This window comes from Chloroflexia bacterium SDU3-3 (genome assembly GCA_009268125.1).
GTDB lineage: Bacteria > Chloroflexota > Chloroflexia > Chloroflexales > Roseiflexaceae > SDU3-3.
Window position 1 is genome coordinate 93,543 of the sequence record WBOU01000008.1, and the last position, 26,005, is coordinate 119,547.

Annotated in this window: 18 protein-coding genes; 5 read left to right on the forward strand and 13 right to left on the reverse strand. The window is 65.8% G+C overall.

Annotated elements, in window-relative coordinates; all coding sequences use genetic code 11:
- Window positions 1-103: 103 nt before the first annotated feature.
- Window positions 104-439: a hypothetical protein gene (locus F8S13_15010; GenBank protein ID KAB8142293.1), complete on the reverse strand. Its 336-nt coding sequence runs from the start codon at window positions 437-439 to the stop codon at window positions 104-106.
- A gap of 35 nt (window positions 440-474) precedes the next feature.
- Window positions 475-1,659 carry an aminotransferase class I/II-fold pyridoxal phosphate-dependent enzyme gene (locus tag F8S13_15015; protein KAB8142294.1) on the reverse strand — a complete coding sequence of 395 codons (1,185 nt, stop codon included), beginning with the start codon at window positions 1,657-1,659 and terminating at the stop codon, window positions 475-477.
- 901 nt (window positions 1,660-2,560) lie between these two features.
- On the opposite strand from F8S13_15015, the gene glmS reads away from it, so the two are divergent.
- A complete protein-coding gene (gene glmS / locus F8S13_15020; protein ID KAB8142295.1) occupies window positions 2,561-4,405 on the forward strand; it encodes a glutamine--fructose-6-phosphate transaminase (isomerizing) in 1,845 nt (614 codons plus the stop codon).
- A gap of 50 nt (window positions 4,406-4,455) precedes the next feature.
- Here glmS and F8S13_15025 read toward each other — a convergent pair whose 3' ends face one another.
- The 7 genes from F8S13_15025 to F8S13_15055 form a co-directional block, all read right to left on the reverse strand.
- Window positions 4,456-5,991, reverse strand: coding sequence for an RtcB family protein (locus F8S13_15025; GenBank protein ID KAB8142296.1), 1,536 nt, complete (start codon window positions 5,989-5,991; stop codon window positions 4,456-4,458).
- A gap of 223 nt (window positions 5,992-6,214) precedes the next feature.
- Window positions 6,215-9,247: a type I restriction endonuclease subunit R gene (locus tag F8S13_15030; GenBank protein KAB8142297.1), complete on the reverse strand. Its 3,033-nt coding sequence runs from the start codon at window positions 9,245-9,247 to the stop codon at window positions 6,215-6,217.
- A 29-nt stretch (window positions 9,248-9,276) separates the two neighbouring features.
- Window positions 9,277-9,957, reverse strand: a complete 681-nt coding sequence (locus F8S13_15035) for an HNH endonuclease (protein KAB8142298.1) — start codon at window positions 9,955-9,957, stop codon at window positions 9,277-9,279.
- A complete protein-coding gene (locus tag F8S13_15040) occupies window positions 9,941-11,266 on the reverse strand; it encodes an AAA family ATPase (GenBank protein KAB8142299.1) in 1,326 nt (441 codons plus the stop codon). Before F8S13_15040 ends, F8S13_15035 begins: the two co-directional genes overlap by 17 nt.
- Window positions 11,263-12,504 (reverse strand): restriction endonuclease subunit S, encoded by a 1,242-nt coding sequence (locus tag F8S13_15045; protein ID KAB8142300.1) that lies wholly within the window; start codon window positions 12,502-12,504, stop codon window positions 11,263-11,265. Before F8S13_15045 ends, F8S13_15040 begins: the two co-directional genes overlap by 4 nt.
- Before the next feature lie 2 nt (window positions 12,505-12,506).
- Entirely contained in the window at window positions 12,507-14,543 is a 2,037-nt protein-coding gene (locus tag F8S13_15050) for an SAM-dependent DNA methyltransferase (protein ID KAB8142301.1), read from the reverse strand.
- A gap of 695 nt (window positions 14,544-15,238) precedes the next feature.
- Window positions 15,239-15,628: a hypothetical protein gene (locus F8S13_15055; GenBank protein ID KAB8142302.1), complete on the reverse strand. Its 390-nt coding sequence runs from the start codon at window positions 15,626-15,628 to the stop codon at window positions 15,239-15,241.
- Between the two features lie 163 nt (window positions 15,629-15,791).
- Here F8S13_15055 and F8S13_15060 point away from each other — a divergent pair, with 163 nt between their 5' ends.
- From F8S13_15060 to F8S13_15070, 3 genes are all read left to right on the forward strand, one after another.
- Window positions 15,792-16,448: a hypothetical protein gene (locus F8S13_15060; protein KAB8142303.1), complete on the forward strand. Its 657-nt coding sequence runs from the start codon at window positions 15,792-15,794 to the stop codon at window positions 16,446-16,448.
- A gap of 541 nt (window positions 16,449-16,989) precedes the next feature.
- Window positions 16,990-17,532 carry an MOSC domain-containing protein gene (locus F8S13_15065; protein KAB8142304.1) on the forward strand — a complete coding sequence of 181 codons (543 nt, stop codon included), beginning with the start codon at window positions 16,990-16,992 and terminating at the stop codon, window positions 17,530-17,532.
- An 11-nt stretch (window positions 17,533-17,543) separates the two neighbouring features.
- Entirely contained in the window at window positions 17,544-18,617 is a 1,074-nt protein-coding gene (locus F8S13_15070; GenBank protein ID KAB8142305.1) for a winged helix DNA-binding domain-containing protein, read from the forward strand.
- 22 nt (window positions 18,618-18,639) lie between these two features.
- Here F8S13_15070 and F8S13_15075 read toward each other — a convergent pair whose 3' ends face one another.
- The 4 genes from F8S13_15075 to F8S13_15090 all read right to left on the reverse strand — a co-directional run bounded on the left by F8S13_15075 (window position 18,640) and on the right by F8S13_15090 (window position 24,114).
- Window positions 18,640-19,107 carry a thioredoxin-dependent thiol peroxidase gene (locus tag F8S13_15075; GenBank protein KAB8142306.1) on the reverse strand — a complete coding sequence of 156 codons (468 nt, stop codon included), beginning with the start codon at window positions 19,105-19,107 and terminating at the stop codon, window positions 18,640-18,642.
- 144 nt (window positions 19,108-19,251) lie between these two features.
- Window positions 19,252-19,614 (reverse strand): tRNA-binding protein, encoded by a 363-nt coding sequence (locus tag F8S13_15080; protein ID KAB8142307.1) that lies wholly within the window; start codon window positions 19,612-19,614, stop codon window positions 19,252-19,254.
- 532 nt (window positions 19,615-20,146) lie between these two features.
- Complete coding sequence (locus tag F8S13_15085) at window positions 20,147-22,654, reverse strand: extracellular solute-binding protein (protein ID KAB8142308.1); 2,508 nt, start codon at window positions 22,652-22,654, stop codon at window positions 20,147-20,149.
- 116 nt (window positions 22,655-22,770) lie between these two features.
- Window positions 22,771-24,114, reverse strand: a complete 1,344-nt coding sequence (locus F8S13_15090; GenBank protein ID KAB8142309.1) for an acetyl ornithine aminotransferase family protein — start codon at window positions 24,112-24,114, stop codon at window positions 22,771-22,773.
- Window positions 24,115-24,524: 410 nt separating this feature from the next.
- On the opposite strand from F8S13_15090, the gene F8S13_15095 reads away from it, so the two are divergent.
- A complete protein-coding gene (locus F8S13_15095) occupies window positions 24,525-25,913 on the forward strand; it encodes a mercuric reductase (GenBank protein ID KAB8142310.1) in 1,389 nt (462 codons plus the stop codon).
- Window positions 25,914-26,005: the final 92 nt, after the last annotated feature.

Consider the following 26,005-nt stretch of genomic DNA (forward strand, 5'->3'; position numbering starts at 1 on the left):
CGCCCCCCCCCCCCCCCCCAAACCCCCACACCCCCCCCGCCACACAACCCCGGGGGGGGGGGGGGCCCCCCCCCCCCCCCCCCCGCTGTGTTTTGCCGCGCCGCTAGAACGGCTCGATGCCATACTCCGCCAGCTCGTCGGCGTAGTTCTCGATGTCGCTGGTGGTGCGCAGCTTCTTGAGCCGATCGAGCAGTTTGGCGCGCGGCGCGTCGCCCGTCATCACCGCGCGCTCGATAAACTGCTGTAGGTACAGCTTGATGAAGCTCAGATTCTCAGGCGTGAGCTTCTGGCCCGCGAAGTACTCATCCATCGCCTCCGACAGCTTGCCGGTCTGCTCGGTCATCCAGAAGTGCGGCGGCGTCTCCACCGGGAAGGGGTAGGGGTAGTCGGGGTTAGGCTGAAAAAGAAGATCGCCGATGGCCTCGGGATCGCTGCTCATAATCGTGCTCCTTGCGCATAGTTTATGGGCACTGATTATATGCGAAATTTGGCCAGCCGCTCCCCCGCCGCCGCGAGCGTCTCGTGGGTCTTCGCGAAGCAGAAGCGCACCAACGCGGGCGCGGCCTCTGGCTCGCGGTAGAATGCCGAGATCGGGATGGCCGCCACGCCCGCCTCGGTGATCAGCCGGTAGCAGAAGGCGTTGGCATCCATCACCCCCAGCGAGCCGATGTCCACGCATGTGAAAAACGACCCCTCGGTGGGCAGGGCGGGCAGCCCGGCCTGCGCGAGGCTGGCCTGCAGCATGGCGCGGCGCTCGGCGTAGTCGGCCACCAGCTGGGTGTAGTAGCCGGCCTCGCCGCTGTGCGCGATGGCCTGGGCCGCCGCCTGCTGGAACGGCGTGGCTGTGGCGAACGTGACCCACTGGTGGGCCTGGCGCACCGCGTGGATGAGCGGCTGCGGCCCGATGGCGTAGCCCACCTTCCAGCCCGTGACGCTGAAGGTTTTGCCCATGCTGTTGATCGTGAGCGTGCGGTCCCACATGCCGGGCAGCGTGGCCAGCGGCACGTGCGACGCCAGGTCGAACACGATGCGGTCGTACACCTCATCGGTGATGGCCAGCACGTTGTGCTCGCGGCAGAGGTGCGCGATCAGCTCTAGCTCGGATGTGGTGAAGACCTTGCCGGTGGGGTTGTGGGGCGTGTTGATCAGGATGGCCTTGGGCTGCTGCGCGAAGGCCTGCTCCAGCTCGCCCTCGTCGAAGCTCCACGCGCCCGACTCGTAGAGCGGCGGGTACAGCCGCACGAAGATCGGCTCGGCCCCGGCCATGGTCAGGTCGGCAACATAGGCGTCGTAGGCTGGCTCGAACACGATCAGCTTGTCGCCCGGGTTGCACAGGCCTAGGATGGCGTCGCAGAGCGCCTCGGTCGCGCCGCTGGTGACGGTGACCTCGTGCTCCCAGTCGGGCGCGTGGCCGTAGTCGCGCTCCCACTGGGCGGCGATGGCCTGGCGCAGCTGGGGCAGGCCGCTGGCCGGGGCGTACTGGTTCATGTCGGCGCGGATGGCATCCGCCGCAGCCTGCTTCACAAAGTCGGGCGAGGCGAAGTCGGGGAAGCCCTGGCCAAGGTTGATAGCGCTATGGCGGATGGCGAGCGCCGTGATCTCGGTGAAGATAGAGGTTCCAAAGCCGCTGACGCGGTGGGCAAGTGGTATCGATCGCATGGCCGCTCCTGTGTCACCCGCTTGGTTTCCTGTGCTACATGTGCTCGCAAGCATAGCATACCTTGGGGCAGCTGAAATCTGAACTATCTGGCTCAAGTTTGATGCGGAAACGGGAAGGCGCAGCCCTTACCACCAAGACACCAAGGGGACGAATACCACGAGGACACGAAGGCACGAAGTTTCTTCCCTTTTCTTTTACCACCAAGACTCCAAGACACGAAGGGGAAGAATAACCACGAAGACGCGAAGTTTCCCCCTTTTTTACCACCAAGACTCCAAGACACAAAGGGGAAGAAGAGGGGAGAACCACGAAGACACGAAGTTCTCTCCTAGTTTCCCCCTTCGCGCCTTCGTGTCTTTGTGGTAAAGAATATGGATGGCGCATCACGGCGCTATCATTTACGCGGGCGCGGGCTGATGGTATACTCTAGCCCATCCGACGAAGGGCACAGAAGAGGAGAAGGCACCAACTTTTTCGCTATGAGCGCTAGGGCTGCTGTGCCGCACGGCAGTTAACGAGGGCGGAGGTTCCCCACCGCGGGGTGGGGCTAACGGCCACACGGGCGGAAGCCCGCAGGCTGGCCGGAAAATCGAAAGACCAGCGGATGCCTCCCAGGCGCACCATCGCCTGCGAGCGTCCCCACAAGGCTCCCCGGCGACGGGCGAGAGGAAAGCGGGGCGCGGTGGTGAACAAAACCTCAGCAAAGCGGGCTATGCTACGTGCCCCGTGGTCTCTGCTTGCTCCCAATCTGTAAAGCATAAAACGATGGTGGCCGCGTCGCGCGCCAGCCGAGCTTTCTGCCCCATGGCCTGCGGGCGGCGCTGTGATGCCGCGCCCACGGCCCGCGCGGGCGGCGGGCATGGCCGCGCCGCGCGCCGCCGCACGAAAAGGAGCAACACCATGTGTGGCATTGTTGGCTACGTTGGCCCGCGCGAGGCGACGGATGTAATCATCGGCGGGCTGGGCCGCCTGGAGTACCGCGGCTACGACTCGGCGGGGATCGCGGTGCTGGATGGCGCGCGCCTGCAGATCCGGCGCAGCGTGGGCAAGCTGGTGAACCTCACCCAGCAGCTGCGGGCGCAGCCGATCGCCGGGTCGTGCGGCATCGGCCACACGCGCTGGGCCACCCACGGCGGCGTGACCGAGGCCAACGCCCACCCGCACCGCGACGCCTCCGGCGAGATCGTGGTCATCCAGAATGGCATCGTGGAGAACTACCTAGAGCTGAAGGGCCGCCTGATCGAGATGGGCCACACCTTCGCGTCGCAGACCGACACCGAGGTGATCGCGCGGCTGCTGGGCGAGCACTACAGGCAGGTGGGCGATCTGGCCGCCGCCATGCGGCTGACCCTGGCCGAGCTGCGCGGCGGCAACGCCATCGTGGCGCTCACCACCCGCGAGCCGGGCAAGCTGGTGGCGGCGCGGCTGGGCAACGCGGGCGCGGTGGTGGTGGGCCTGGGCGAGGGCGAGCACTTCGTGGCCTCCGACATCCCCGCCATCCTCGACTACACCCAGCAGATGATCTTCCTGGACAGCCAGGAGATGGCCGTGATCACGAGCGAGAGCGTCAGCATCACCAGGATGGACGGCGCGCTGGTGAAGAAGGCCGTTACCACCATCCAGTGGGATCCGATCGCCGCCGCCAAGGGCGAGTTCAAGCACTTCATGCTGAAGGAGATCCACGAGCAGCCGCGCGCCCTCACCGACGCGCTGCGCGGGCGCGTAGATCTGGAGCAGGGCCGGATCGTGCTGGACGACCTGCGGCTGGGCGACGCCGAGCTGGCGCGGCTGGGCCGTGTCTACACCGTGGCCTGCGGCACCGCCTGGCACGCCGGGCTGGTGGGTAAGTACCTGATCGAGTCGCTGGCCAAGCTGCGCGTGGATGTCGACTACGGCTCGGAGTTCCGCTACCGCGACCCGCTGCTGGGCGAGGATACGCTGCTGATGGCGATCACGCAGAGCGGCGAGACCGCCGACACCCTGGCGGCCATGGAGGAGGCGCGGCGGCAGGGCGCACCCAGCGTGGCCCTGGTGAACGCCATCGGCTCGCAGGCGGCGCGCGTGGCCGACGCGGGCGCGCTCTACCTGCACGCCGGGCCGGAGATCGGTGTGGCCTCGACCAAGGCCTACACTTCTATGCTGGTGGTGCAGTACCTGCTGGCGCTGCGCCTGGCCCAGGCCCGCAAGACGCTGACGCCCAGCCAGATCCGCAGCCACATCCAGGCCCTGATCGAGCTGCCTGGCAAGGTCGGCCAGCTGCTTGAGCACCAGCAGATCTATCAGGATCTGGCCGCCCAGCTGGAGAGCGCCAGCAACGCGCTGTTCCTGGGCCGCAATATCAACTATCCCACCGCGCTGGAGGGCGCGCTGAAGCTGAAGGAGATCAGCTACATCCACGCCGAGGGCTACCCGGCGGGCGAGATGAAGCACGGCCCGATCGCGCTGATCGACCAGCATCTGCCGGTGGTGTGCATCGCCCTTCAGGACGCGCTGTACGAGAAGATGATCTCGAACATCGAGCAGGTAAAGGCGCGCGGCGGCAGGGTGATCGCGCTGATCAGCGCGGGCGATGAGCGCGCCCGCTCGCTGGCCGATGTGGCGATCGAGATCCCCGCCACGCTGCCGCTGCTCTCGCCGCTGCTGGCCGCCGTGCCGCTGCAGCTGCTGGCCTACTACGTAGCAGTGCGGCGCGGCGCGGATGTGGACCAGCCGCGCAACCTGGCCAAGAGCGTGACGGTGGAGTAGCGGCGGCTGCGGATGTGGGCGCTGGGAGAAAATCTCCCAGCGCCCTTTTTCTACCCCTTCACCGTGAGGATGGGGTGTAGCTCCACCACTGGCTCGGCCACCTGCGCGCCGCGCAGTGTCTCGATCACCGGGCCGATCTGCTTGTAGGCGAAGGGGGCCTCCTGCTTCACATCCTGCCGCCAGGCCGCCAGCAGGTCGGCGCGGGCCTGCAGCTGGGCTGGCTCGACGGGGGTGACGAGGCGGAACTCGCGTAGGAAGGCGTCCAGCTCGGCGTCGTGGCCGCGCTGGGCCTCGCCGCGCGCCAGGGCGCGGCCCGCCCCGTGGCATGCGCTGTAGAGCGCGTCGGCGCTGCCCAGGCTGCGCAGGATGTAGCTGGGCGCGCCCATGGAGCCGGGCACGATCACCGGCTCGCCCCAGGGGTAGGGCGTGGCCATCAGGGCCTCGGGGCTGCGGGCCGGGGTCGAGCCTTTGCGGTGCACCACCGCGCCGCCCTCCTCCTCCCACAGCAGGTTGTGCGGCGAGTCCCACAGCAGGCGCGGCTCCACATCGCCCACCGTTTTCTGCAGCACACGCATGGCCATGTGGGCCAGAAAGAACCGATTCGCAAACGCGAAGTTGGCCGCCGCCTGGATGGCGTCGCGGGCGGCCTGGCGCTGGGCGGCGCAGCGCTGGCCCATGGGCAGGATGGCGATGCCGTTGGGCGGTGCGGGGAAGCCGTGCGGCAGCAGCTCGCGCATGGCCTGGCGGCAGATCGCGCTGGCGGTGTGGCCCACGCCCAGGCTGCCGGTGTGCACCATCACCACCACCTGGCCCTCGCGCAGGCTCCAGGCGTGGGCGGTGGCGCGGTCGTGGATCTTGGCGATGCGGTCCAGCTCTAGGAAGTGGTTGCCGCCGCCCAGGCTGCCGATGTGCGCGTCGTAGGAGTGCCCGCCCGAGCCACGGATGTAGTCGGCCAGCATGGCCGGGACGCTGGCCTGCGCCCCGCCGCCGCCGTGGATGTAGGGCAGTTCGTCGATCAGCTGCTCCAGCAGCCCGCCCCAGTCAAGATCCTGCTCGCCCTCGGCATACTCTACCGCATCCACCAGCCCGGGCAGCCCGCCGCGCAGCATGGCCTCGCGCTGGTAGGGCGAGAGCGCGATGCCGCGCCCGCCTTGGAAGAAGCTGTGGCGGATGGCTCGCTCCAGCGCATCCAGGTGCGGCGCAACCTGCTCGTAGCTCAGGCCGGTGAGGTTGACGCGCATGCCGCAGTTCACATCGGTGCCCACCGCCTGGGGCACCAGCACGCCGCGCGTGCGCAGCGTGGTGCCTATGGGGATGCCCGAGCCACGGTGGAAGTCGGACGAGAGCGAGACAGCCTCGATGCTGGCATCGCCCTCGAACAGGTCGGGGGCCGCCGCCTGCAGCGCCTCGATGGTCTGCTGGGTGTCGAGCAGCTGCTCTAGCTCATCCACCGCCGTGCGCTCGATCGGCACCTGCTCGCTGGCGAAGATCCGCACGGGCACGCCGTGGCGGTTCGGCAGCTCAAGCCGGTAGGCATCCTGTCGCCGCAGGCGGTAGTCGGATCTGGCTTTGCGTGGCTCGCTCATGTGGCTCCTGTCCTCGGTCGGTGCGTCGCTGGAGTCTATGCTAGCACGCTGCCGCGCTCGATTCCATACGCCAAAAGAGGGGGCGGTGCTGTTTCTTACCACCAAGAGTCCAAACCACCAAGCGGGCAGAGGACGCGAATACCACGTTTGTATCGGGCGGGCTGTGCACGCCTTGCGCCGCCGGAGGGGTGCCTTGGTGTCTGTTTGCGCTGTAGGCGGCGGCTTACTTCTTCGAGAGCCGCTGGTAGAGGTCATCCCCCAGCCGCTCGGCGATTACGCGCTGGAATTCGGGGTCGTTCATGTAGCGGGCGAACATCGCCTCGTTCTGATCCATGCGGTCGATGAAGATCTCCTCCAGCACCTTGCGGAACAGCAGTGTGAATTTGTCCGACGAGTTGACCTGTGCGGCCTTCTGTAGCTCGGGGGTGCTGGCGGCGACCTCGGCGATCTGGTCGAAGAACAGTTGGTCGGCCTGGGTGAAGGTGGTGCCGAAGCGCTCGTTGATGATGTCGATCAGCTGCGAGAGCGCGATCTCGCTTTCGCGCAGCGCGCCGCTGCCCACGCTGGCCGGGCCGCTCAGCGGGCGGGCCTCGCCCTGCGAAAGGTCGATGGAGCCTTCGCTCACCTTCTGGAGCCGGTAGTACTCTAGCCGCACCTCGCTGTCGAAGTCGTACTGCGCGCTGTCGGGGCGGCTCGGCAGCTTGGCCGCCAGGTGCCGCAGGAAGACGTACAGCCGCTCAAGGTCGGAGTCCTGGTAGGGCATGATCTGGCTCAGGAAGGCGTAGAGATCGCGGAAGGCGGTTACTTTCTTGCGCCACAGCTCGGCCTCTTCGGGCTGGCGCTTGGCCAGCGCCGCGAATCGGTCGACGGCGGGGTCGAGCGCGGCGTTCATGCCCTGGTGGTCGGCGTAGCTCTGCTTCTGCCGAGGCCGGAAGTAGACCGCGCAGAACCGCTCGACCTCGGCCTGCTGGTAGATGCCCGATGCGTCTAGCTCGGCCTTGATGGTGTAGAGCTGCTTGGGGTCGGCCTCGTGCCCCATGGTCGCGCCGTCGTAGAACTGCTTGAATGCCTCGCGGATCTCGTCGGGGCTGTTCACAAAGTCGAGCACGAAGGTGTCTTCCTTCAGCGGGTGGGTGCGGTTGAGCCGCGAGAGCGTCTGCACGGCCTGGATTCCGGCCAGCCGCTTGTCGACATACATGGTGTGCAGTAGCGGCTGGTCGAACCCGGTCTGGTATTTCTCGGCCACCAGCAGCACCTGGTACTCGCCGCTGGCGAAGCGCTCGGGCAGCTCGCGCTCGGGGATGCCGCCGTTCATGGCCTCCTCGGTGTAGGTTTTGCCGGGGGCCTTGTCGTCGGCGACGACGCCCGAGAAGGCCACCAGGGTCTGGATGGGGTAGCGCTTGCGCCGGATGTAGCGGTCGAAGCTCTGCTTGTAGCGCACGGCCATCAGCCGCGAGTCGGTGACGACCATGGCTTTGGCGTGCCCGCCGATCTTGTGGCGGGTGAAGGCGTGGAAGTGCTCGACCATCACCTCGGTCTTCTGGGCGATGCTGTGCGGGTGCAGCCGCGCGAACCGCGCCAGCGCTTTGGCGGCCTGCTTGCGCTCGACAAACGGGTCTTTCTCGCTCTTCTGCAGCAGCCCGTAGTAGACCTGGTAGCTGGTGTAGCTGCGCAGCACATCCAAGATGAAGCCCTCTTCGATGGCCTGCCGCATGGTGTAGCGGTGGAACGGCCTGCCATCCCGCCCGAACAGCACCAGGGTCTCATGCTTGGGCGTGGCGGTGAAGGCGAAGAAGCTGATGTTTTTCTGCCTGGCCCGCTTGGCCATGCCCTCAAACACCTTCTGGTAGTCTTCTTTCCCCTCGTCGCGGGCCTGCTGCTGCGCGGCCTCCATCAGCCGCTCGCCGCCCAGCGCGCCTTTGAGGGTGGTGGATGTGTCGCCCGACTGCGAGCTGTGCGCCTCATCCACGATCACGGCGATGCGCCGCGTGGCCAGCAGCCCCCTGGCCGCTGGGGTGTCGCCCTCGCTGCGCCGCTCGGCCAGCCGCTGGAGCTGCTGGGCCAAAAAGGGGAACTTCTGCAGCGTGGTGATGATGATCGGCACCGCGCTCTCTAGCGCCTCGGCCAGCTGCCGCGTGTCCTCGTCGATTTTCTGCACCACGCCCTGGCGGTGCTCGAACTGGTAGATCGTATCCTGGAGCTGGCGGTCGAGCACGCGCCGGTCGGTCACCACCACCACGCTATCGAACACGCGCTGGCTGTCGCCGCTGTGCAGCGACGACAGCCGGTGGGCCAGCCAGCCGATGGTGTTGCTCTTGCCGCTGCCCGCCGAGTGCTCGATCAGGTAGTTGTGGCCCACGCCCTCGCGCTGCGCCGCATCCACCATCTGCCGGATGGCCTGGAGCTGGTGGTAGCGCGGGAAGACCATGCTTTCTTTGGTGTAGGCCCGCCCGTTCTCGTCGCGCCGCTGCTCGTTCTGAAGGTGCAGGAACTGCGCCAGCATGTCGAGCAGGCTGTCGCGCTCAAGCACATCCTCCCACAGGTAGGCGGTGCGGTAGCTGCGGCCCTGCGGGTCGGGCGGGTTGCCCGCGCCGCCCTGGTGGCCCTGGTTGAAGGGCAGGAAGTGGGTGGCCTCGCCCGCCAGCCGCGTGGTCATCCACACCTCCTCGGTGTCCACCGCGAAGTGCACCAGCGTGCGCCGCTTGAAGGCCAGCAGCGGCTCGCGCTGGTCGCGGTCGGCGCGGTACTGCTGCCGCGCGTGCTCCACCGTCTGCCCGGTGAGTGGGTTCTTCAGCTCCAGCGTGATGATCGGGATGCCGTTGAGGCTGATCGCCATGTCCAGCGAGCGCAGCGGCTGCTTTTCGCTGTAGTGCAGCTGGCGGGTGATGCCGAGCTGGTTGTCGGCATAGCGCTGCTCAAGCTGGGCGTTGAGCTGGTGGGCGGCCTTGAAGTAGGCGACCCGCAGCGTGCGCCCGTAGCACTTGAAGCCGTGCCGCAGCGTGGCGAGCGCGCCGTGGGTGTCCAGCCAGAACACCAGGTCGCTCAGCACCTGGGCGCGGGTCTTCTCGCCCAGCAACATTTCGATCTTGGCCCACTCGGCGGGCTGGGTGCGCTGGATGAAGCCGATCACGGTGTCGGGGAAGATCGCCCGCTCGCGGTCGTAGCCGCCCGCCTGCCGCACGTAGCCGTGCCCCAGCAGGTGGGCCTCGATCACGCGCTCGAACGCGGTCTCGCTGTGGCGGGCGCTGGTGCTCATGGTGTTTTCTCTCCGTTTGTCAGTTGGCGTTACCTGCCCGGGTATGGGAAGGATCTGCCGTGGGCGTCGAAGCAGTCGCTCGCGGTCCCTGGGAAGGCGGCGATCAGCCGCTGGCACATGTCGATGTCGTCTTTGAAGACTTCCATCCAGATCGAGAAGTTACCATCTCGTGCATTTATGATGATACACTCTCGCATTCTTGGCGTATCTAACTCGGCCAGGGTGTCCCGCATTGATATGGCTTTTTCCCATTGGTTGCGGCGATCATTCCACCGGCTGTCTTTATTGGTTGAGCGATGTGGGCGATGCCGATGATTGGGGTAGCGGTCTAGCCCAAAGAGCGCCAGCGTGCGCCGTGCTTTCCTACGCGCCCATCTAGGCAGCGATCTGCGGGGTTTTACGAAACCCTCAGGGGTGTATTCAAACACACAGAAGGTATTGTCGGTGTCGGGCCAGAAATAGCGCGAGAGCTTGATTTTTTGGTCGCTCTTGGTGGAATTGCAGTTCGGACATGCCAAGAGAAAGTTTGCCCAATCTAATCTGAATTGGGGGTAAGGATCTTTTGGTTTTTTATGTTCAACCGCAATACTTGTGGTTATGCGCCTCTCGCAATATGAGCAAAATTTTCCAATGGTGCTGATAAGATCTAGTTGAGCATCGCCATATTCGCGGTAGACTCTGGGGGCTGCCCCTTTATTGATCGGTCTCATCTTCGCGTAGCGCACTTTCTCGCTGGAACTTCAAGAATGCGGTGAATGCGGCATCGTCGCTGTAGGGTATGGAAAGCTCGTCGAGGCGGTGCTTGAGCGCTTCTCGCTCTTCGCTCGGTGCGCCTTTGGCCTTGTGCACAATGCGGTAGTATTCTTCGGCGGTCTTCATCATGTCCAGGTAGCGCTGGCTTTTTTGGGGTAGCTCGATCCCCATCACATCCTCGGAGATGTCCTCAATGCTTTTGTCGGCGTAGTCCTCGGCATAGCCCTCTTCGTCGCTTTCGGGGTCGAGGTTGATGAGCTGCCCTGGCTTGAGCGATTGGATGACAAACGGCGAGTGGGTGGTGGCGATGAACTGGCACTGCGGGAAGGTGGCGGCCAGCCTGCCCACCACGCTGCGCTGCCAGCGCGGGTGCAGGTGCAGGTCGATCTCGTCGATCAGGATGACGGCCTGGCCCTCGCGCAGCGGGTCGGCCAGCGTGGGGTTGGCCAGCGAGAGCCGCCGCGCCACATCCAGCACCAGCGAGAGCATGCCGCGCTCGCCGTCGGAGAGCTGGCTGACGCCGAGCGTGCGCTGGCCCTTGCGCAGCACCATGGTCGGCTCGCTTTCGTCGGTCACCCGCACGTCGCTGAAGTCATCTAGGAAGGTGAGCACGGCCTCCCGCAGCGCTTCCAGCCGCTCGGGGCTGCCGATCTCCTCCTGCACGCGCCACCAGCTCGTGAACTCGCGGATGCGTAGCTCTCGCGGGCGCAGCGCATCGGCGAAGGCGAAGGTTGGCCCGCCGCCGCTGCGCGCGCTCTGGCTGCCTGCGGCCTCGCTGTAGAGCGAGCGGCGGGCGGCGAAGTAGATGGCCAGCGGGGTGGCTTTTTTGATCTTGACATGCGCCGCTAGGTCTTTTTTTGCCTCCACCCGCAGCGGCGCGCCGTCGGGTGGGTGCAGGGTCAGCTCGTCGCGCGGCTCCAGCCCATAGGTCTGGTCGCGCACCTCGCCGCTCTGCTCGGTCTCGGCGTAGCGCTCGCGCGGTAGGTGGATGAGCTGCTCCAGGGTCTGCCCGCCGAGCGCGATCTGCATCTGCACGGTGAGCGAGCCGCGCCCGTTGGTGATGTCGCTGGCGCTGAAGCTCTCCTGCCGCATCTTGACGCTGGTCAGGCGCGGCAGCATGCGGCTGAGCGTAACCCGCAGCGCATCCAGCACGCTGGATTTGCCCGCGCCGTTGACGCCGACGATCAGGTTCATCCCCGGCTGGAACTGGAACTCGGCCTGCTCGATCCCGCGCATCTGGTTGAGGGTGAGCGATGTGACCTTCATACAACCTCGGCTGTGTCTATCTGCCCCGTCACCGCCGCCGCGATCAGCGCGGTGCGGCGCTCCTGGAGCAGCGCAATCCCTTTTTGTACTTCTTGGTTGAGGTTATCAATGGCAGTTACTTGGCTTTGCACATAATCTACGATTTGTTTTTGTTCTGCAAGTGGCGGAACCGGCAAGAGTATTTCAAAAAACTCTTCAGGGTAAAGTCGTAACCGTGATGACCATACGCCCTTTGAATAGCGTGAGACTTCTGTTGCGAAGTGCGGCGTTCGTACAAACAGATCGATATAGGATGGCGCATATTTAGGGGACGGTCGATAGACATGGTAATCAGGGCTGACAATCCCCTCTTGAAATGCTATACCCATGGCTCCCATCCATGCCCAGAGTGTATTGATGACGAGATCTCCAGGCTGGCATTTTTTATAGCCTTCTAGGCTTTCTGCCATGAACATGTTGACGTCTTTATCTGCTCGACGTGTCACTCCAGTAAGATGCGAGACACTCAAAAGCTCTTCTTGCCCTGTGGTAGAGCGCATATCGATCAGATTGAATAGCCGCCGTGCATATTCAACTTCCCACCCCGCAGGCACATCCCCGATCCACGGCACGCCCGAGGGCCGCGTGGCCGCGCTGGGGTCCAGCCCCCGTGTCACGGCGTGGGTGATCAGGGCGCGGCGCTTTTCGGCCAGCAGCCCCAGCAGCCGCTGCTTCGCGCCGATCAGCCCGTCGATCCGCGCCGTCTCGCGGTCCAGGTAGCTCGCGATCGCCCGCTGTGTGGCGAGGGGGGGGAGGCTAATGGGAATGAGACCTAGATCGGATGCATTTATTGCTGGGTAACTTACACCAGTAGATCGATTAATTACTTCGTGAATGAAATGCGGCTCACGAAGGGCATACTTACAAAAGTTTGTGTCAAGCACATCAGGTTGTGGACGAACAACGGCAAAACCAGTTGAGACGATCAAGTTTGTTGATGGCGATTCAATGGGCGCTATTGCTTTAAGATATGTTCGCACTGTTGAGATGATGACATCTCCATGTCGTACTATACGTCTTGCACGGCTGGGCGCATCCTTAAATTTATATTCGACAATATCATGGATTAAGCCATTGGAATCAACATTTCCAATATCTATATACTGTAGCTCAAAGTCTGGATCTGTTGTTTCACTCAAAGCTTCATCGTTAATACTGGCCGCATACTTTAAGAGTAGTTTTGTATGTTCAGATGTCACACTCACCCCACCACCTCCCGCAGCAGGTGGAGGATCTCCTCCTCGACGGCGCGGAGGTCGGCGTCGATCTGGGCCAGCGGGCGGGGCGGCGTGTAGGTGTAGAAGTGGCGGTTAAAGTTGACCTCGTAGGCCGAGCGCACGCCCTCGCGGTCGGCCCAGGCATCGCCCACGTGGCGCAGCACCTGCGTGCGCACATGCTCGGCCACATCCTCGCGCAGCACCACATTCTCAAAATCGCGCTTGTCGGCATCCGGCTCGTACTGCTCGACCCAGCCCTGCTTCTTGGCTGCGAACCAGCCCCAGATCCGCTCGTCGCCAGGGCGCTTGCGCCGCCGCTCGCGCACCACCGGCAGCGCCTCGGCGTGGCGCTCGGTGAACACATTGCGGAACAGCTTGCGCTCGGGGGCCTTCCAGCGCCGCCCCTGCCGCATCAGCAGCGCCGTCATCAGCTCGTCGAAGCTGCTCCAGTCCTCGTGCTGGTCGCGCCCATACTCGCGGTCGATCAGCTGCACATCATCCAGCAGGTGCGGGGCCGCATCCAGGAACCGGCTCTTGCGCTCGGAGTCCATCTGGTACACCAGGCGCAGCGGGCGCTCGATTGGCACACGGTGGTAGCCGAAGTCGACATTCTCGAAGATCTTGCTGGTGGCCGTCTCGGCGAAATTGCCATACTCGCGCACCACATCCGCGATATCATCTTGGCCCAGCTCGCGGCGCTTGTCGCCCAGGCTGCGGCGCAGCGGCTTCCAGCGCTGGCGCGCGTCGATCAGCTGGATCTTGCCCTGGCGCTCGGCGGTCTTGCGGTTGGTCACCAGCCAGATATAGGTGCCGATGCCGGTGTTATAGAACATCTGCTCGGGCAGCGCCACAATCGCATCCAGCATGTCGGCCTCGATCAGCCACTTGCGGATCTCGCTCTCACCGCTGCCAGCGCCGCCGGTGAACAGCGGCGAGCCGTTGAACACCACCGCCAGCCGCGACCCCATACGCTGCATGTGCGGCTGGTAGGGCACAAACTTGCTGACCATATGCTGCAAGAATAGCAGCGCACCATCGTTCACCCGTGGCAGCCCTGCCGCAAAGCGGTTCCACGACTCGTTGCGGTCGCGCTCCTCCTGGATCTTCTTCTGCTGGCGCTTCCAGTCCACGCCGAAGGGCGGGTTGGCCAAGAAGTAGTCGAACTGGCCCTCGGTCAGCTCGTCGGCGGGCGGGAACTGATCGTCGATCAGCGAGTCGCCGTAGCGGATATCGCTCTGCTCGTTGCCCTTCATCAGCAGGTCGGAAGCGGCGATAGCGTAGGAGCGCGGGTTGAAATCCTGGCCGAACACCCACAGCCGATTGTCGGGGTTGAGCTGGCGCAGGTGGTTCTGGGCCTCGGAAAGCATGCCGCCGGTGCCGCAGGTGGGGTCGAGCAGCTTGAACACCTTGCCGTCGGTGGCCAGCGTGTCATCGTCGGGCGCAAACAGCAGGTCGACCATCAGCTGGATGACCTCGCGCGGGGTGAAGTGGTCGCCCGCCGTCTCGTTGGCGGCCTCGTTGAACTTGCGGATCAGATCCTCGAAGATCAGCCCCATCTGGATGTTGTCCACCTTATCGGGGTGCAGATCCACATCGCAGAACTTGGAGATCACCAGGTAGAGGATCTGGGCCTCCTCCATGCGCTCGATCTCGGCGGTGAACTCGAAGCGCTCGAAGATCTTGCGCACATCCTCCGAGAAGCCATTGATATAGTCATTCAGGTGCAGGGCCAGGTTGTTGGGGTCGCCCTTCAGCCGCTGGAAATCGAGCTTGGAGTGGTTGTGGAAGCGCTGGCCCGCCACCTTGTTCAGGCGGGCGTCGAGCGCCTTGCCCTGCACCGCCTGCTCGATCCGCTGGTGCTCGGCCAGCACCTGGGGCTTGGTGGGCGCAAGCACGCAGTCGAAGCGGCGCAGCACCGTGAGCGGCAGCATCACCCGCTCGTACTGCGGCGGGCGGTAGGGGCCGCGCAGCAGATCGGCGATCTGCCAGATAAAGTTGACGTAGTAGTGATGGTCGCTCATGGCGGTTTTGTCTCCCTTGGTGGCTGTCGCGCAATTGTAGCATATGGCAAAAAAGCGCACCACAAGGCGGGGGGACCGTCTACCACGAAGATGCGAAGGGGACGAATAACCACGAAGACGCGAAGGCGCGAAGGGGGATGGGAGAAACGTTTACCACCAAGACGCCAAGACACCAAGGGGACGAATAACCACGAAGACACGAAGGCGCGAAGGGGGATGGGAGAAACGTTTACCACCAAGGGGACGAATAACCACGAAGACGCGAAGGCGCGAAGGGGGATGGGAGAAACGTTTACCACCAAGACGCCAAGACACCAAGGGGACGAATAACCACGAAGACGCGAAGGCGCGAAGGGGGATGGGAGAAACGTTTACCACCAAGACGCCAAGACACCAAGGGGACGAATAACCACGAAGACGCGAAGGCGCGAAGGGGGATGGGGGGCGTGCGCGGCGTGCCATGCGCCGCGCCGATGTAGGGGCGGATCTCGTGTCCGCCCACGATGTGCGCATCGCGGGCATCGCGTGGCCGTTCGATGATGTCGATGAACACGGCGTATTTCGATGCGGGCGGGCGTACAACCCGCCCCTACAGCATGGATAGCGCGGATATTAACATTATTTGTGCGGCGAATATATCGAGATGTGAATTATTCTTATGTGTAAATAGTCGCTAAAAAGACAACATATATTGATCAAAGAGGAATAATTCGGCGGTATATATTGATTTCATTCGTGATATTGTTGTGGCGGTTTGATATGACGTGTGGCAGTGTATTCATTGGCAAAAAGCACATGATCGAGCGGTGTGGTTCCGAGATGTATGTATTCATGGCTTGCTGATAGGTCATGGCTCTATGCGAAGGGTGGTGATGGCAAAGAAAGAGGCCGCGCATGCCAGCGGCCCGCGATTGCAGGCCAGCGGCCCGCGAATGTAAGCCAGCGGCCTGCGATTGCATGCCAGCGGCCTGCGATTGCAGGCCAGCGGCCTGCGAATGTAAGCCAGCGGCCCGCGAATGTAAGCCAGCGGCCTGCGATTGCATGCCAGCGGCCCGCGATTGCATGCCAGCGGCCCGCGATTGCATGCCAGTGGCCTGCGATTGCACGTCAGCGGCCCGCGAATGTAAGCCAGCGGCCCGCGAATGTAAGCCAGCGGCCCGCGAATGTAAGCCAGCGGCCCGCGATTGCACGCCTGCGGCCCACGAATGTACGCCAGTGGCCAAGATCGTTTAAGAAAGAGGATCGTATATGCCGAGTCCCTACAAGAATGCCATAGACGACCTGCTCGCCGCCGCCGAGGCATCCATCAGCAACGCCGCCGACCCGATCATCGCCCCGCTCCTCGCCGCCTACGGCTACGACGGCGCGCGGATCGCCGAGGGGCAGGCGCTCTACGATACCGCGCTCGACACCCTGGCCCGCCAGCGCAAGGAGCAGGGCGAGGAGAACAGCGCCTCGGCCAGCTTCCAGGCCGCGAGGGAGGCCGCCGACACCGCCTACATGCGGCTGGTGAAGGTGGCCCGCGTGGCCCTGAGCCGCGATGCCGCCGCACTTCAGGAGCTGGGGCTGGTCGGCCCGCGCAAGCGCACGATCAACGGCTGGGTGGGCCAGGCGCGCCAGTTCTACACCGCGCTGGAGCGCACCCCAAGCCACCAGGCCGCGCTTACGCGCTACGGCATCACCGCCGCGCGGCTGGCCGCCGATCGTGCCAGCTTCGAGGCCATGCTAGAGGCGAAGAACATCTACGACCGCGAGCGAGGCGACTCCCAGGATGCCAGCGAGCATCGCGAGGTCGCCTTCGAGGCGCTGGAGGACTGGATGGATGAGTTTATCCCCATCGCCCGTGTGGCGCTGGATGAGCACCCGCAGCTGCTGGAGAAGCTAGGTGTCCAGGTCAAGGGGTAGGGAATAGGGAATGGGGCGGATTTCGTATCTGCCCGCCCACGGCGCACGCATCGCGTGCATCGCGACGCGCGGGGCGTGGGGATTGCGGCGTCTTCCGATGGGGCGGACACGAGGTCCGCCCCTACATCATGGCGGGGCATGGGCGGCATGGTGCGGGCGAGCGATGGGGCATTGCGGTATCGTTGCGGGCGGCATCGCGCCGCGCCGCCCGCATTGCGATCCCTGGGGCAGGCATGGCAATGCACGCAATGTGGGCGGCGTCTTTCGATGCGGGCGGGCACAAGGTCCGCCCCGACACCCGTGGCGATCATCGCATGTCTATCGTGGGTCAATGCGGGCGTGGGGCCTGCTCCTCCCAAACCTTGGTGGCCAATACCTCCCTCGCGCCCTCGCGTCTTCGCGGCTATCCGCCCCTTTTTTCCTTGGTGCCTTGGCGTCTTGGTGGTAAACGGCGCTCGACCCCCGATCTCCTTCCCCAGCCCCTTGCTCTGCGCGTGCCGAGGCGGTATGCTGTGGCCCAGCGAAGAGAAAGGAAGACCCTATGGAAGGCACCGTCCTGGCCGTGAGCGCCAGCGCCGACCACCACTTCAGCAAAGAGAACCGGCCAAGCATCCGGCTGCTGGAGGGCACCGGCGTGGAGGGCGACACCCACCGAGGCATCACCGTGCAGCACCGCTCGCGCGTGGCCCAGAACCCCACCCAGCCCAACCTGCGCCAGGTCCACCTCATCCACGCCGAGCTGCACGACGAGCTGCGCGGCGCGGGCTTTGCGGTCGAGGCCGGGCAGCTGGGCGAGAACATCACCACGCGCGGGGTGGATCTGCTGGGGCTGCCCGCCGGGGCGCTGCTGCACATCGGCGCGAGCGCGGTGGTGGAGGTGACGGGGCTGCGCAACCCATGCCTGCAGATCGAGCGCTTCCGCACGGGCATGCTGGCCGCCGTGCTGGATCGGGACGAGCAGGGCAACCTGATCCGTAAGGCCGGGGTGATGGGGGTGGTGCGGGCTGGCGGCGTGGTGCGCCCCGGCGACGGCATCCGCGTCGAGCTGCCGCCCGAGCCGCGCCGCGCGCTCGGGCCAGTGTAGGGGGGCGCAGCATGGCATGGGTGAATATTGGCATGGCGCGGCTCGCGAGCCTGCGGGTGGGCCGCCCGCTGGCCAGCCCCGCCGCCGCCGTGGCCTGGATGGGCGCGGTGCAGGCCCAGGAGTACCCCGCCGCCGCGTGGGCCATCGGCCTGCGCGCCGTGGGCGCGACCGCGGCCAGCGTGGCCCACGCGCTGGACACGCGCGACATCGTGCGCACCTGGGCGCTGCGCGGCACGCTGCACATCCTGGCGGCGGAGGATGTGCGCTGGGTGCTGGGGCTGATCGGGCCGGGCGCGATGGCGCGGCTGCAGCCCTACTTCCGGCGCTTCGACATGGATTCGGCCACGGTGACACGCTGCGTGGATGTGATCTGCCGCGCGCTGCAGGGCGGCAGGCAGCTGACCCGCAAGCAGCTGGCGGCGGCGCTGGAGGAGGCCGGGCAGCGCACCGACCTGATGGCCTTCCTGCTCTACCGCGCCGCCGCCGAGCGCCTGATCTGCATCGCTGGCTCCAGCGGCCCGCGCGACACCTACGCCCTGCTGGACGAGTGGCTGCCGCCCGCGCCCGCGCGCAGCGCCGACGAGGCCCTGGCCGAGCTAGCGCGGCGCTACGTGCGCAGCCACGGCCCGGCCACCGCCCACGACTTCGCGTGGTGGTCGGGGCTGCCGGTGGGGCAGGCGCGGGCCGCGCTGGCCGCCGCGCCGCAGCTGGCCTGCCTGAAGCAGGATGGCGCAAGCTACTGGCACGCCCCAGAGGAGGCGGATGCGCCGCCCACGGGCGGGCTGTGGCTGCTGCCGGGCTTCGATGAGTTTGTGGTGGGCTACGCCGAGCGCGGCGCGGTGCTGGATGAGGCCCAGGTGCGCCAGATCGTGCAGACCAACGGCATCTTCAACCCAGCCATGGTGATCGATGGCAAGGTGGCGGGGGTGTGGCGGCGGGTGGGCCGCAAGACGCGGCTGGAGCTGGAGCTGCAGCCGTTCGCGCCGCTGGGCGAGGCGCAGCGCCAGGCCGCGCTGGCCCAGGTGGAGCGCTACGCGGCCTTTGTGGGCATGCCCGCCCAGGTGCGCATCGGCGGGGAGGGCTAGCCAGCCCCTCCCCGCGCGGGGCCTAGCCCAGGGCGGCCACGGCCTTGGCCACGCTGTCCTTGGGGCTGATCTTCACCTGCGCGTCGGCGATGTTGCCCTGCTCGTCGATCACGAAGTGCGAGCGCTCGACGCCCATGTATTTGCGGCCATACATCGACTTCTCGGCCCACACGCCGTAGGCCTCGGCGATCTGGTGGTCCTCATCCACCACCAGGGTGAATGGCAGGTCGTACTTGGTCTTGAACTTCTGGTGCGAGGCCACGCCATCCGGGCTGACGCCCAGCACCACGGCGTTTTTCTCCTCGATCTGGGGGTAGCTGTCGCGGAACCCGCAGGCCTGGGTGGTGCAGCCGCTGGTGTCGTCCTTGGGGTAGAAGTACAGCACCACGCGCCTGCCGCGCAGGTCGGAAAGGCGCAGCTTCGCGCCGGTGTCGGTCGGGGCCTCGAAGTCGGGGGCGGCGTCGCCCACGCTCAGCTTGTGCTCTGCCATCTCTCGCTCTCCTCTGTTGCTACATAGCGGTGTCCTCGCCCCGCCAGATGTCGCGCGTCTGGTAGGGCTTTGCCACGCCGTATGGCGAAAAAAGAGACCTGGCGGGGCTTCCCGCCAAGCCTCGTATGCTGCCAGCGGGGGTGCCTAGCCCGCCCGCGTGCCGTTGGGCACCGGGGCCTCGGGCATGGCCAGCACGGGGCGGATGCCGTCGGCGAAGCCGATGTCGAACAGCATGCCCTCGGACGTGATGCCCTTGACCTTGCGCGGCGCGAGGTTCAGCACGAACAGCGCCTGCTTGCCCACCAGCTCCTGCGGGTTCTCGCGCTCGCCCTTGATGCTGGCCACGATGATCCGGTCGCGGTCGCCGAAGTCGACGGTCAGCTGCATCAGCTTGTCGGACTTGGGCACGTCGCCGACGGCCTTGATGGTGCCGACGCGGATATCGAGCTGCTCGATCAGGCTGAAGTCGATTTCGGCCTTGATCGGTGCGGGGGTGAAGTCGCTCATGGTTCCTTTTCCTTGATAGATGCCGTTAAAAGCTACGGTATGATACCAGAAAAGGATCTTGGCGCGGCAGGTTGCGCAGGGCCGATGCGTTTTTGCTGCCACCACGATTCTTCACCACCAAGGCACCCAAGACACCAAGGAAAAAGGGGACGAGTGGGTGCGAAGGTGCGAGTTACAAGGTCGGGCCGACCGACTGCGGCCTCGATGATGATAGATCCTCTTGGTTGTTTGGCGAATGCCCTGCGCGGGCGGCGGCTAGGGGCCAGCCCCTAGCGACCACGCCATGGGGCTACGCCCCCTTGGAACCCCCAATTTGAGGCATTCCCGTGCTGTTTCCTAGCGGCTGGTGTTCGTGCATAGGGCCATCAACACCGTAGCGGCACCTTCGCCGCATGGGCCGGGTGGGGAGGATTCTGGCCTATCGCCATGTTTCATCACCTTTTGCTTCCTTGGTGTCTTGGTGTCTTGGTGGTAAATGGCTCTCTCGTCCCCTTCGTGCCTTCGCGTCTTCGTGGTAAATCGTTTCTCTCGTTCACTGGCCGTAGCTGGGGTCGGCCTGGGCGGCGCACTGCCGGGGCTGGCCGCCGCCCGCCGCGCAGTCGACGTAGGCCTGGGTGTGGGCCTGGGCTTCGGCCAGTTCGCGGCGCAAATCGCCGCCCTGGAGGGCGCGGTCGGCGGCGCGGTAGAGCCAGTACATGTCGATGCGGGGGTCGTCGAAGGCGTCCCATGCCAGCAGGGCGGCGTCGGCGCGCTCAAGCTGGGGCAGGGCGGCGGCGTACAGCTGGGCGCTGCCCTGGGGCGCGGCGCTGAGGAAGGCCTGCGCCACCGAGCGGCGGGCGGGGTAGCCATCAAATAGCGCGGTCTGCTCGCTGAGCGTGCGGCCTAGGCCCCAGCACGCATCCGTGTTGGCCGAGCGCGCGCTGATGAAGAAGGCTAACCCCAGCCGCACGCGGGGCCGCGTGCCGCCCGCGCCAGCGGGGAAGGCCGCCACGGCCATGCCGTCGGGCATGCTCTCCCCATCCGCGTACCAGAAGGCCGCGTCATATTGTGCGCCATCCTCGTAGCTGGTGTGCCCGGCGTAGCCCGCCACCGCGCGGTGGGGCGAGTCCTCGCGTAGCAGGGACAGGGCGTCGGCCAGGGCCTCGCGCACGTCGGGCGCATCCAGGTGCGGCGTCACGCGGCCCTGCTCCAGCGCGGCCACCTGCGCCCCCGAGGCCTCTAGCCACGCCTGAAGGAAGAAGGTCTGGTAGCCGGGCGCGGCGAAGCCGTAGGCCGCGCCGCCGGGCTGGGCGTGGGCCTGTTGGCGCAGGTCGCCTAGCGTCCAGCCCTGGGCGGGCGCGGCCACGCGCTCGGGGCGGTAGCCCAGCTGCGGCAGGGCCACGGACAGCGGCAGGCCGCGTATGGCCGCGCCGCCTTGGAATGGGGCCAGCACGCCAGTCGGGTAGTCGTCGGCGTGGAACGCGGGATCGGCGGCAAGCAGCGGCTGGAGGTCGAGCAGCTCGGGGGTGGTGATTGCGGCGCTGGCGGGAGCAATGAAGCAGTCGTACTTTGCGGCCAGCGCGGGCAGATCGGGCGCGCCGCTGGCCATGCTGGCGCGCTCCACATCCATGCTCAGTCCGGGCTGCCGCTGGGCGAAGCCCTGGGCCAGCGCGGCGAGGGCCTGCCGATCCATGCCGATCTCGCCCACGCGCACGCGCCGCGCGGCCACGGCGGTGGGCTGCGGCGTGTTGACCGCGATGACGACCGTGGGCAGGGGCGTGCTGGTCGGCTCGGCTTGATCTCTTTCATAGCTGGCCTGGGCCTCGGCCAGGGCGCGCTGGTTGCTATAGCCCTTATTCTGCACCAACCACAGCACTTGGCTGAGCAAAAACAGCTTCCTGCGCGACCGCATCTGTATCGAGATATCAGCAGGTGGGCGGCTGAGCATGGTGCGGATGGCCCGCGCCTGATCGGGGCGGCGCGACTGCCAGAAGCCGATGCGCTCGGCCACCGAGCGGCGGGCGGGCACCGTGCCCGGACCCATGAATTCGAGACTGGGCGACTCGCTGCGGCTCAAGTAGGCGATCAGATCCCAGGCCTGCTTGGGGTGGGCCGTGCCGCTGCTGATCATAAAGGAGCTTCCGCTCCTTTCGGTAGCGTAGCCATCTGCTACATTTGGTAGATAGCCGAAGTTGTCAGAGCTATCTCCATGAAGCAATGTTGAAAGCATGATCGCAACTTTTCCTGACGTAGCCTGTTGGATCCTCCCATCTATTGTGTCTTTCTCATTGGGAACAGCGAGGGCGTGGCTGCGCACCATGTCGGCTAGGTCGTTGGCCACCGCCTCGAACGTGGGGTCGTCGATCGGCGTATTCGTGAGGTCGCTCAGGCCCGCCTCTTTGAGCGCCGCCTGCGTTGCAAATACCCCCATATCGTCAAGGAAACCGACAATAGGTGTTTTGTCATCATGATGAGTAGTAGCTTGCCGCGCGGCGCTGGCCACATCCGACCAGCGGATGTGGCCATTCTCCTCCAGGGCGGAGAGGTCGGCGAGCTTGCGGTTGTAGACCAGTAGATTGAAGGTGCGTTCGGATGGCAGCGCGTACATATGCTGGCCATCGCTGGCTATATCGAGCGTGCCGGTGTAGAAGTCGCTGGCGTCGAAGCTGGCGTCGGCTAGCATCAGTGGGCGCAGGTCGAGCCATGGGCTGCCATTTTTGTGCCAGAACGAGATAGCAGTCGGCAGAATGGCGGCAATGCTGATATCAGCCAGCTTGGCCTGTTCGGCATGCTGCTCGACCACATTGTCGAGATTCTCGGGCCAATCCACAATGGCCACATGCACATCGGGGTGCTCCTGCATGAAGCGGTCGATCAGCGGGCCGTAGGCATCTTTTCCGAAGTCGTCGAGCATGATGCTGATGGTGGCAGGGCCTTGGTCTATGGTGGGCGCGGGGGCGGGTGTGGGCAGGTCCAGCGGCGCTTCGCCCTGCCCCTGCGGGCCAAGGCAGGCGCTGAGCAGCGCGGCGCAGGCGATCGTGGCCAGTGCGCGGTGTCGCATGGGTGTTCCTTTCTCGCGGTGCTGAGTGCGTGTCGCGGTTAGGGATTATACGCCCATGGTAGGCCAAAGAAAAGCGGGCACCAGCCGCGCCGGTGCCCGCGCCTCTTCCCGCCGCGCTAGATCAGCGACTTGAGCGTGGCCTCGAAGATCGCCAGCGCCTCATCCACCTGGGCCTCGGTGATCACCAGGGGCGGGCAGAGCCGGATGGTGGACGCGCCGCAGGTGAGCAGCAGCATGCCGCGCCGGAACGCCTCGTCGGCGATGTTGTGCGACAGCTCCTTGTCCGGCTCCTTGGTGGCCGGGTCTTTCACCAGGTCGATGCCGACCATCAGGCCGCGCCCGCGCACGTCGCCGATCTGCGGGTAGCGCGCCTGCATCGCCCGCAGGCCATCCATCAGGTACGCGCCCACGCGGGCCGCGTTGTCGGTCAGCTCCTCCTCCACCAGCGAGAGCACCTCGTAGGCGGCGGCGCAGGAGAGCGCGTTGCCGCCGTAGGTGTTGCCGTGCGAGCCTGGCTCCCAGCGCTCCATCAGCTCGCGGCGGGCGATCATCGCGCCGATCGGCACGCCGCCGCCCAGGCCCTTGGCCGAGGCCACGATGTCGGGCACCACGCCCTCGTGCTCGAACGCCCACATCTTGCCGGTGCGGCCCACGCCGCTCTGCACCTCGTCGCAGATCAGCAGGATGCCGTACTTGTCGCACAGGGCGCGCAGGCCGGGCAAGAAGCCGGGGGCGGGCACCACGTAGCCGCCCTCGCCCTGGATGCTCTCAAGGATGATCGCCGCCACATCGCGGGCGGGCACCACCGTTTGGAACAGGGTCTTCTCGATGTAGTCTAGGCAGATCTGGGCCACGCTCTCCTGCGGCACGCCAAACGGCGTGCGGTAGGGGTTGGCGTAGAAGCCGTGGAAGGTGCCGGGCACCAGCGGGAAGAAGCCGCCGCGCTGGGCGGGCTTGGATGCGGTGAGCGAGAGCGAGCCGTAGGTGCGCCCGTGGAACGCGCTCAGGAAGGCGATCACGCCCTGGCGGCCCGTGCTGTAGCGCGCCAGCTTCACCGCCGCCTCTACCGACTCGGTGCCCGAGTTGGTGGGGAACAGCTGCCACTCGTGGCTCTTGGGCATCAGCGAGATCAGCTTCTCGCCAAACTTCACCATCGGCTCGCTGTAGAAATCCGTCCCGGCCATGTGGATAAACTTGGCGGCCTGCTCCTGCACGGCCTTCACCACGCGCGGGTGCGAGTGCCCAGCGGAGACCACCGCGATGCCGGCGTTCATGTCCAGGTAGCGGTTGCCATCCACATCCCACACGTAGCAGCCCTCGCCGCGCTCGATCGCGAAGGGGTAGACGCGGCCAGCGGCGGGGGTGTACACGGCCTGATCGCGGGCGACCAGCGACTGGGCGCGAGGCCCTGGGGTGTTCAGCAGTTCGGGGGTGGATGCGGGCGATTCCAGAGTTGTCACGGGGGCCTCCTCGCACGAATCGTATCTAATATCTAATTGTGCCGGAAATGAGGTACATTCCGCATTGTAGCCGAGGGCTTGAAGCTATGTCAAGCCTGCGCGAGCGGGAGGAGAACGGATTTACCACGAAGACGCCAAGGCACCAAGGAACACACGGGGACGAATACCACGAAGGCGCGAAGGCACGAAGGGGAGAAAGGGGCTGATTCACCACCAAGACGCCAAGACATTAGGAGAACGAATACCACGAAGGCGCGAAGATACGAAGTGCGCAAAAGGGCAGTTTTATCACCATCTTGCCATCATTATCCTCCTCTATGCCCCAATCCCTAACCCCTGATCCCTAATCCCCATCTCGGCCCCAGATGTGCTATACATAGGATGCAGTCTGCGCCATACGAGGAGGGGACATGGAGACACACTACCACACCATCGTGATCGGGTCGGGGCAGGGCGGCGGGCCGCTGGCCACCACGCTCGCGCGGGCGGGCCACCGCACCGCGCTGGTGGAGCGCGCCCACATCGGCGGCACGTGCGTAAACGAGGGATGTACGCCCACCAAGACCATGGTGGCCAGCGCCAGGGTGGCCCACCTCACGCGGCGCGGCGCCGACTACGGCGTGCGCTCGGGCGGCATGTCGATCGACATGGTGCGGGTGCGCGAGCGCAAGCGCGTGATCGTCGACAGCTTCCGGGGCGGCAGCGAGCGCCAGACCTACGCCACCCCGAACCTGGATGTGATCTGGGGCGACGCCAGCTTCAGCGGGCCGAGAGAGCTGCGGGTGGCGCTGCGCGAGGGTGGCACCGCCACGCTCACCGCCGACCAGATCGTGATCAGTACGGGCGGCAGGCCAGCGCCGCTGGATGTGCCGGGGGCCGACATGGTGCCTGCGCTCGACTCGACCTCGATCATGGAGCTGGACAGCGTGCCCGAGCACCTGGTGGTGGTGGGCGGCGGCTACATCGCGCTGGAGTTCGGCCAGATGTTCCGCCGCTTCGGCAGCCACGTGACGATCATCCAGCGCGGGGCGCAGCTGCTGCCGCGCGAGGATGCCGATATCGCCCAGGCCGTGGCGGGCATCCTGCATCAGGATGGGGTGCAGGTGCTGCTGGGGGCCAGCCCCACCCGCGTGGAGCGGCTGGCCAGCGGGGTGCGCGTGGTGGTGCGCACCGCCTCGGGCGGCGAGCGCGAGGTGGATGGCTCGCACCTGCTGGTGGCCGCTGGCCGCGTGCCCAACACCGACACGCTGAACCTGGCCGCCGCAGGCATCGAGGCCGACAAGCACGGGTTCATCACGGTCGATGGGCGGCTGGCCACCAGCGCCCCGGGCGTCTACGCCATCGGCGATGTGAAGGGCGGCCCGGCCTTCACCCACATCGCCTACGACGACTTCCGGATCCTGCGCGCCAACATGCTGCACGGCGGCGAGGCCACGGCGGATGGCCGCATGGTGCCCTACACCGTGTTCACCGACCCGCAGCTTGGCCGCGTGGGCCTGACCGAGCGCGAGGCCCGCGAGCAGGGCCGCCGCATCAAGGTGGCATCCATGCCCATGTCGAGCGTGGCGCGCGCGCTGGAGACCGACGAGACGCGCGGGCTGATGAAGGCGCTGGTGGACGCCGACAGCGGCCAGATCCTGGGCTGCGCCATCCTGGGTGTGGAGGGCGGCGAGATCATGTCGATGATCCAGCTGGCCATGATGGGCGGGCTGCCCTACACGGCGCTGCGCGACGCCACCTTCGCCCACCCAACCTTCGCGGAGTCGCTCAATAACCTGTTCACGACCATCGAGGAGTAGGGCGGGGCGGGCGGGCGCAAGGCCTGCCCCGCGTCGGTGTTGTGCATGGCGGGCATGGCGGCGCGATGGGGCTTTTCCCTGATTGACACGCC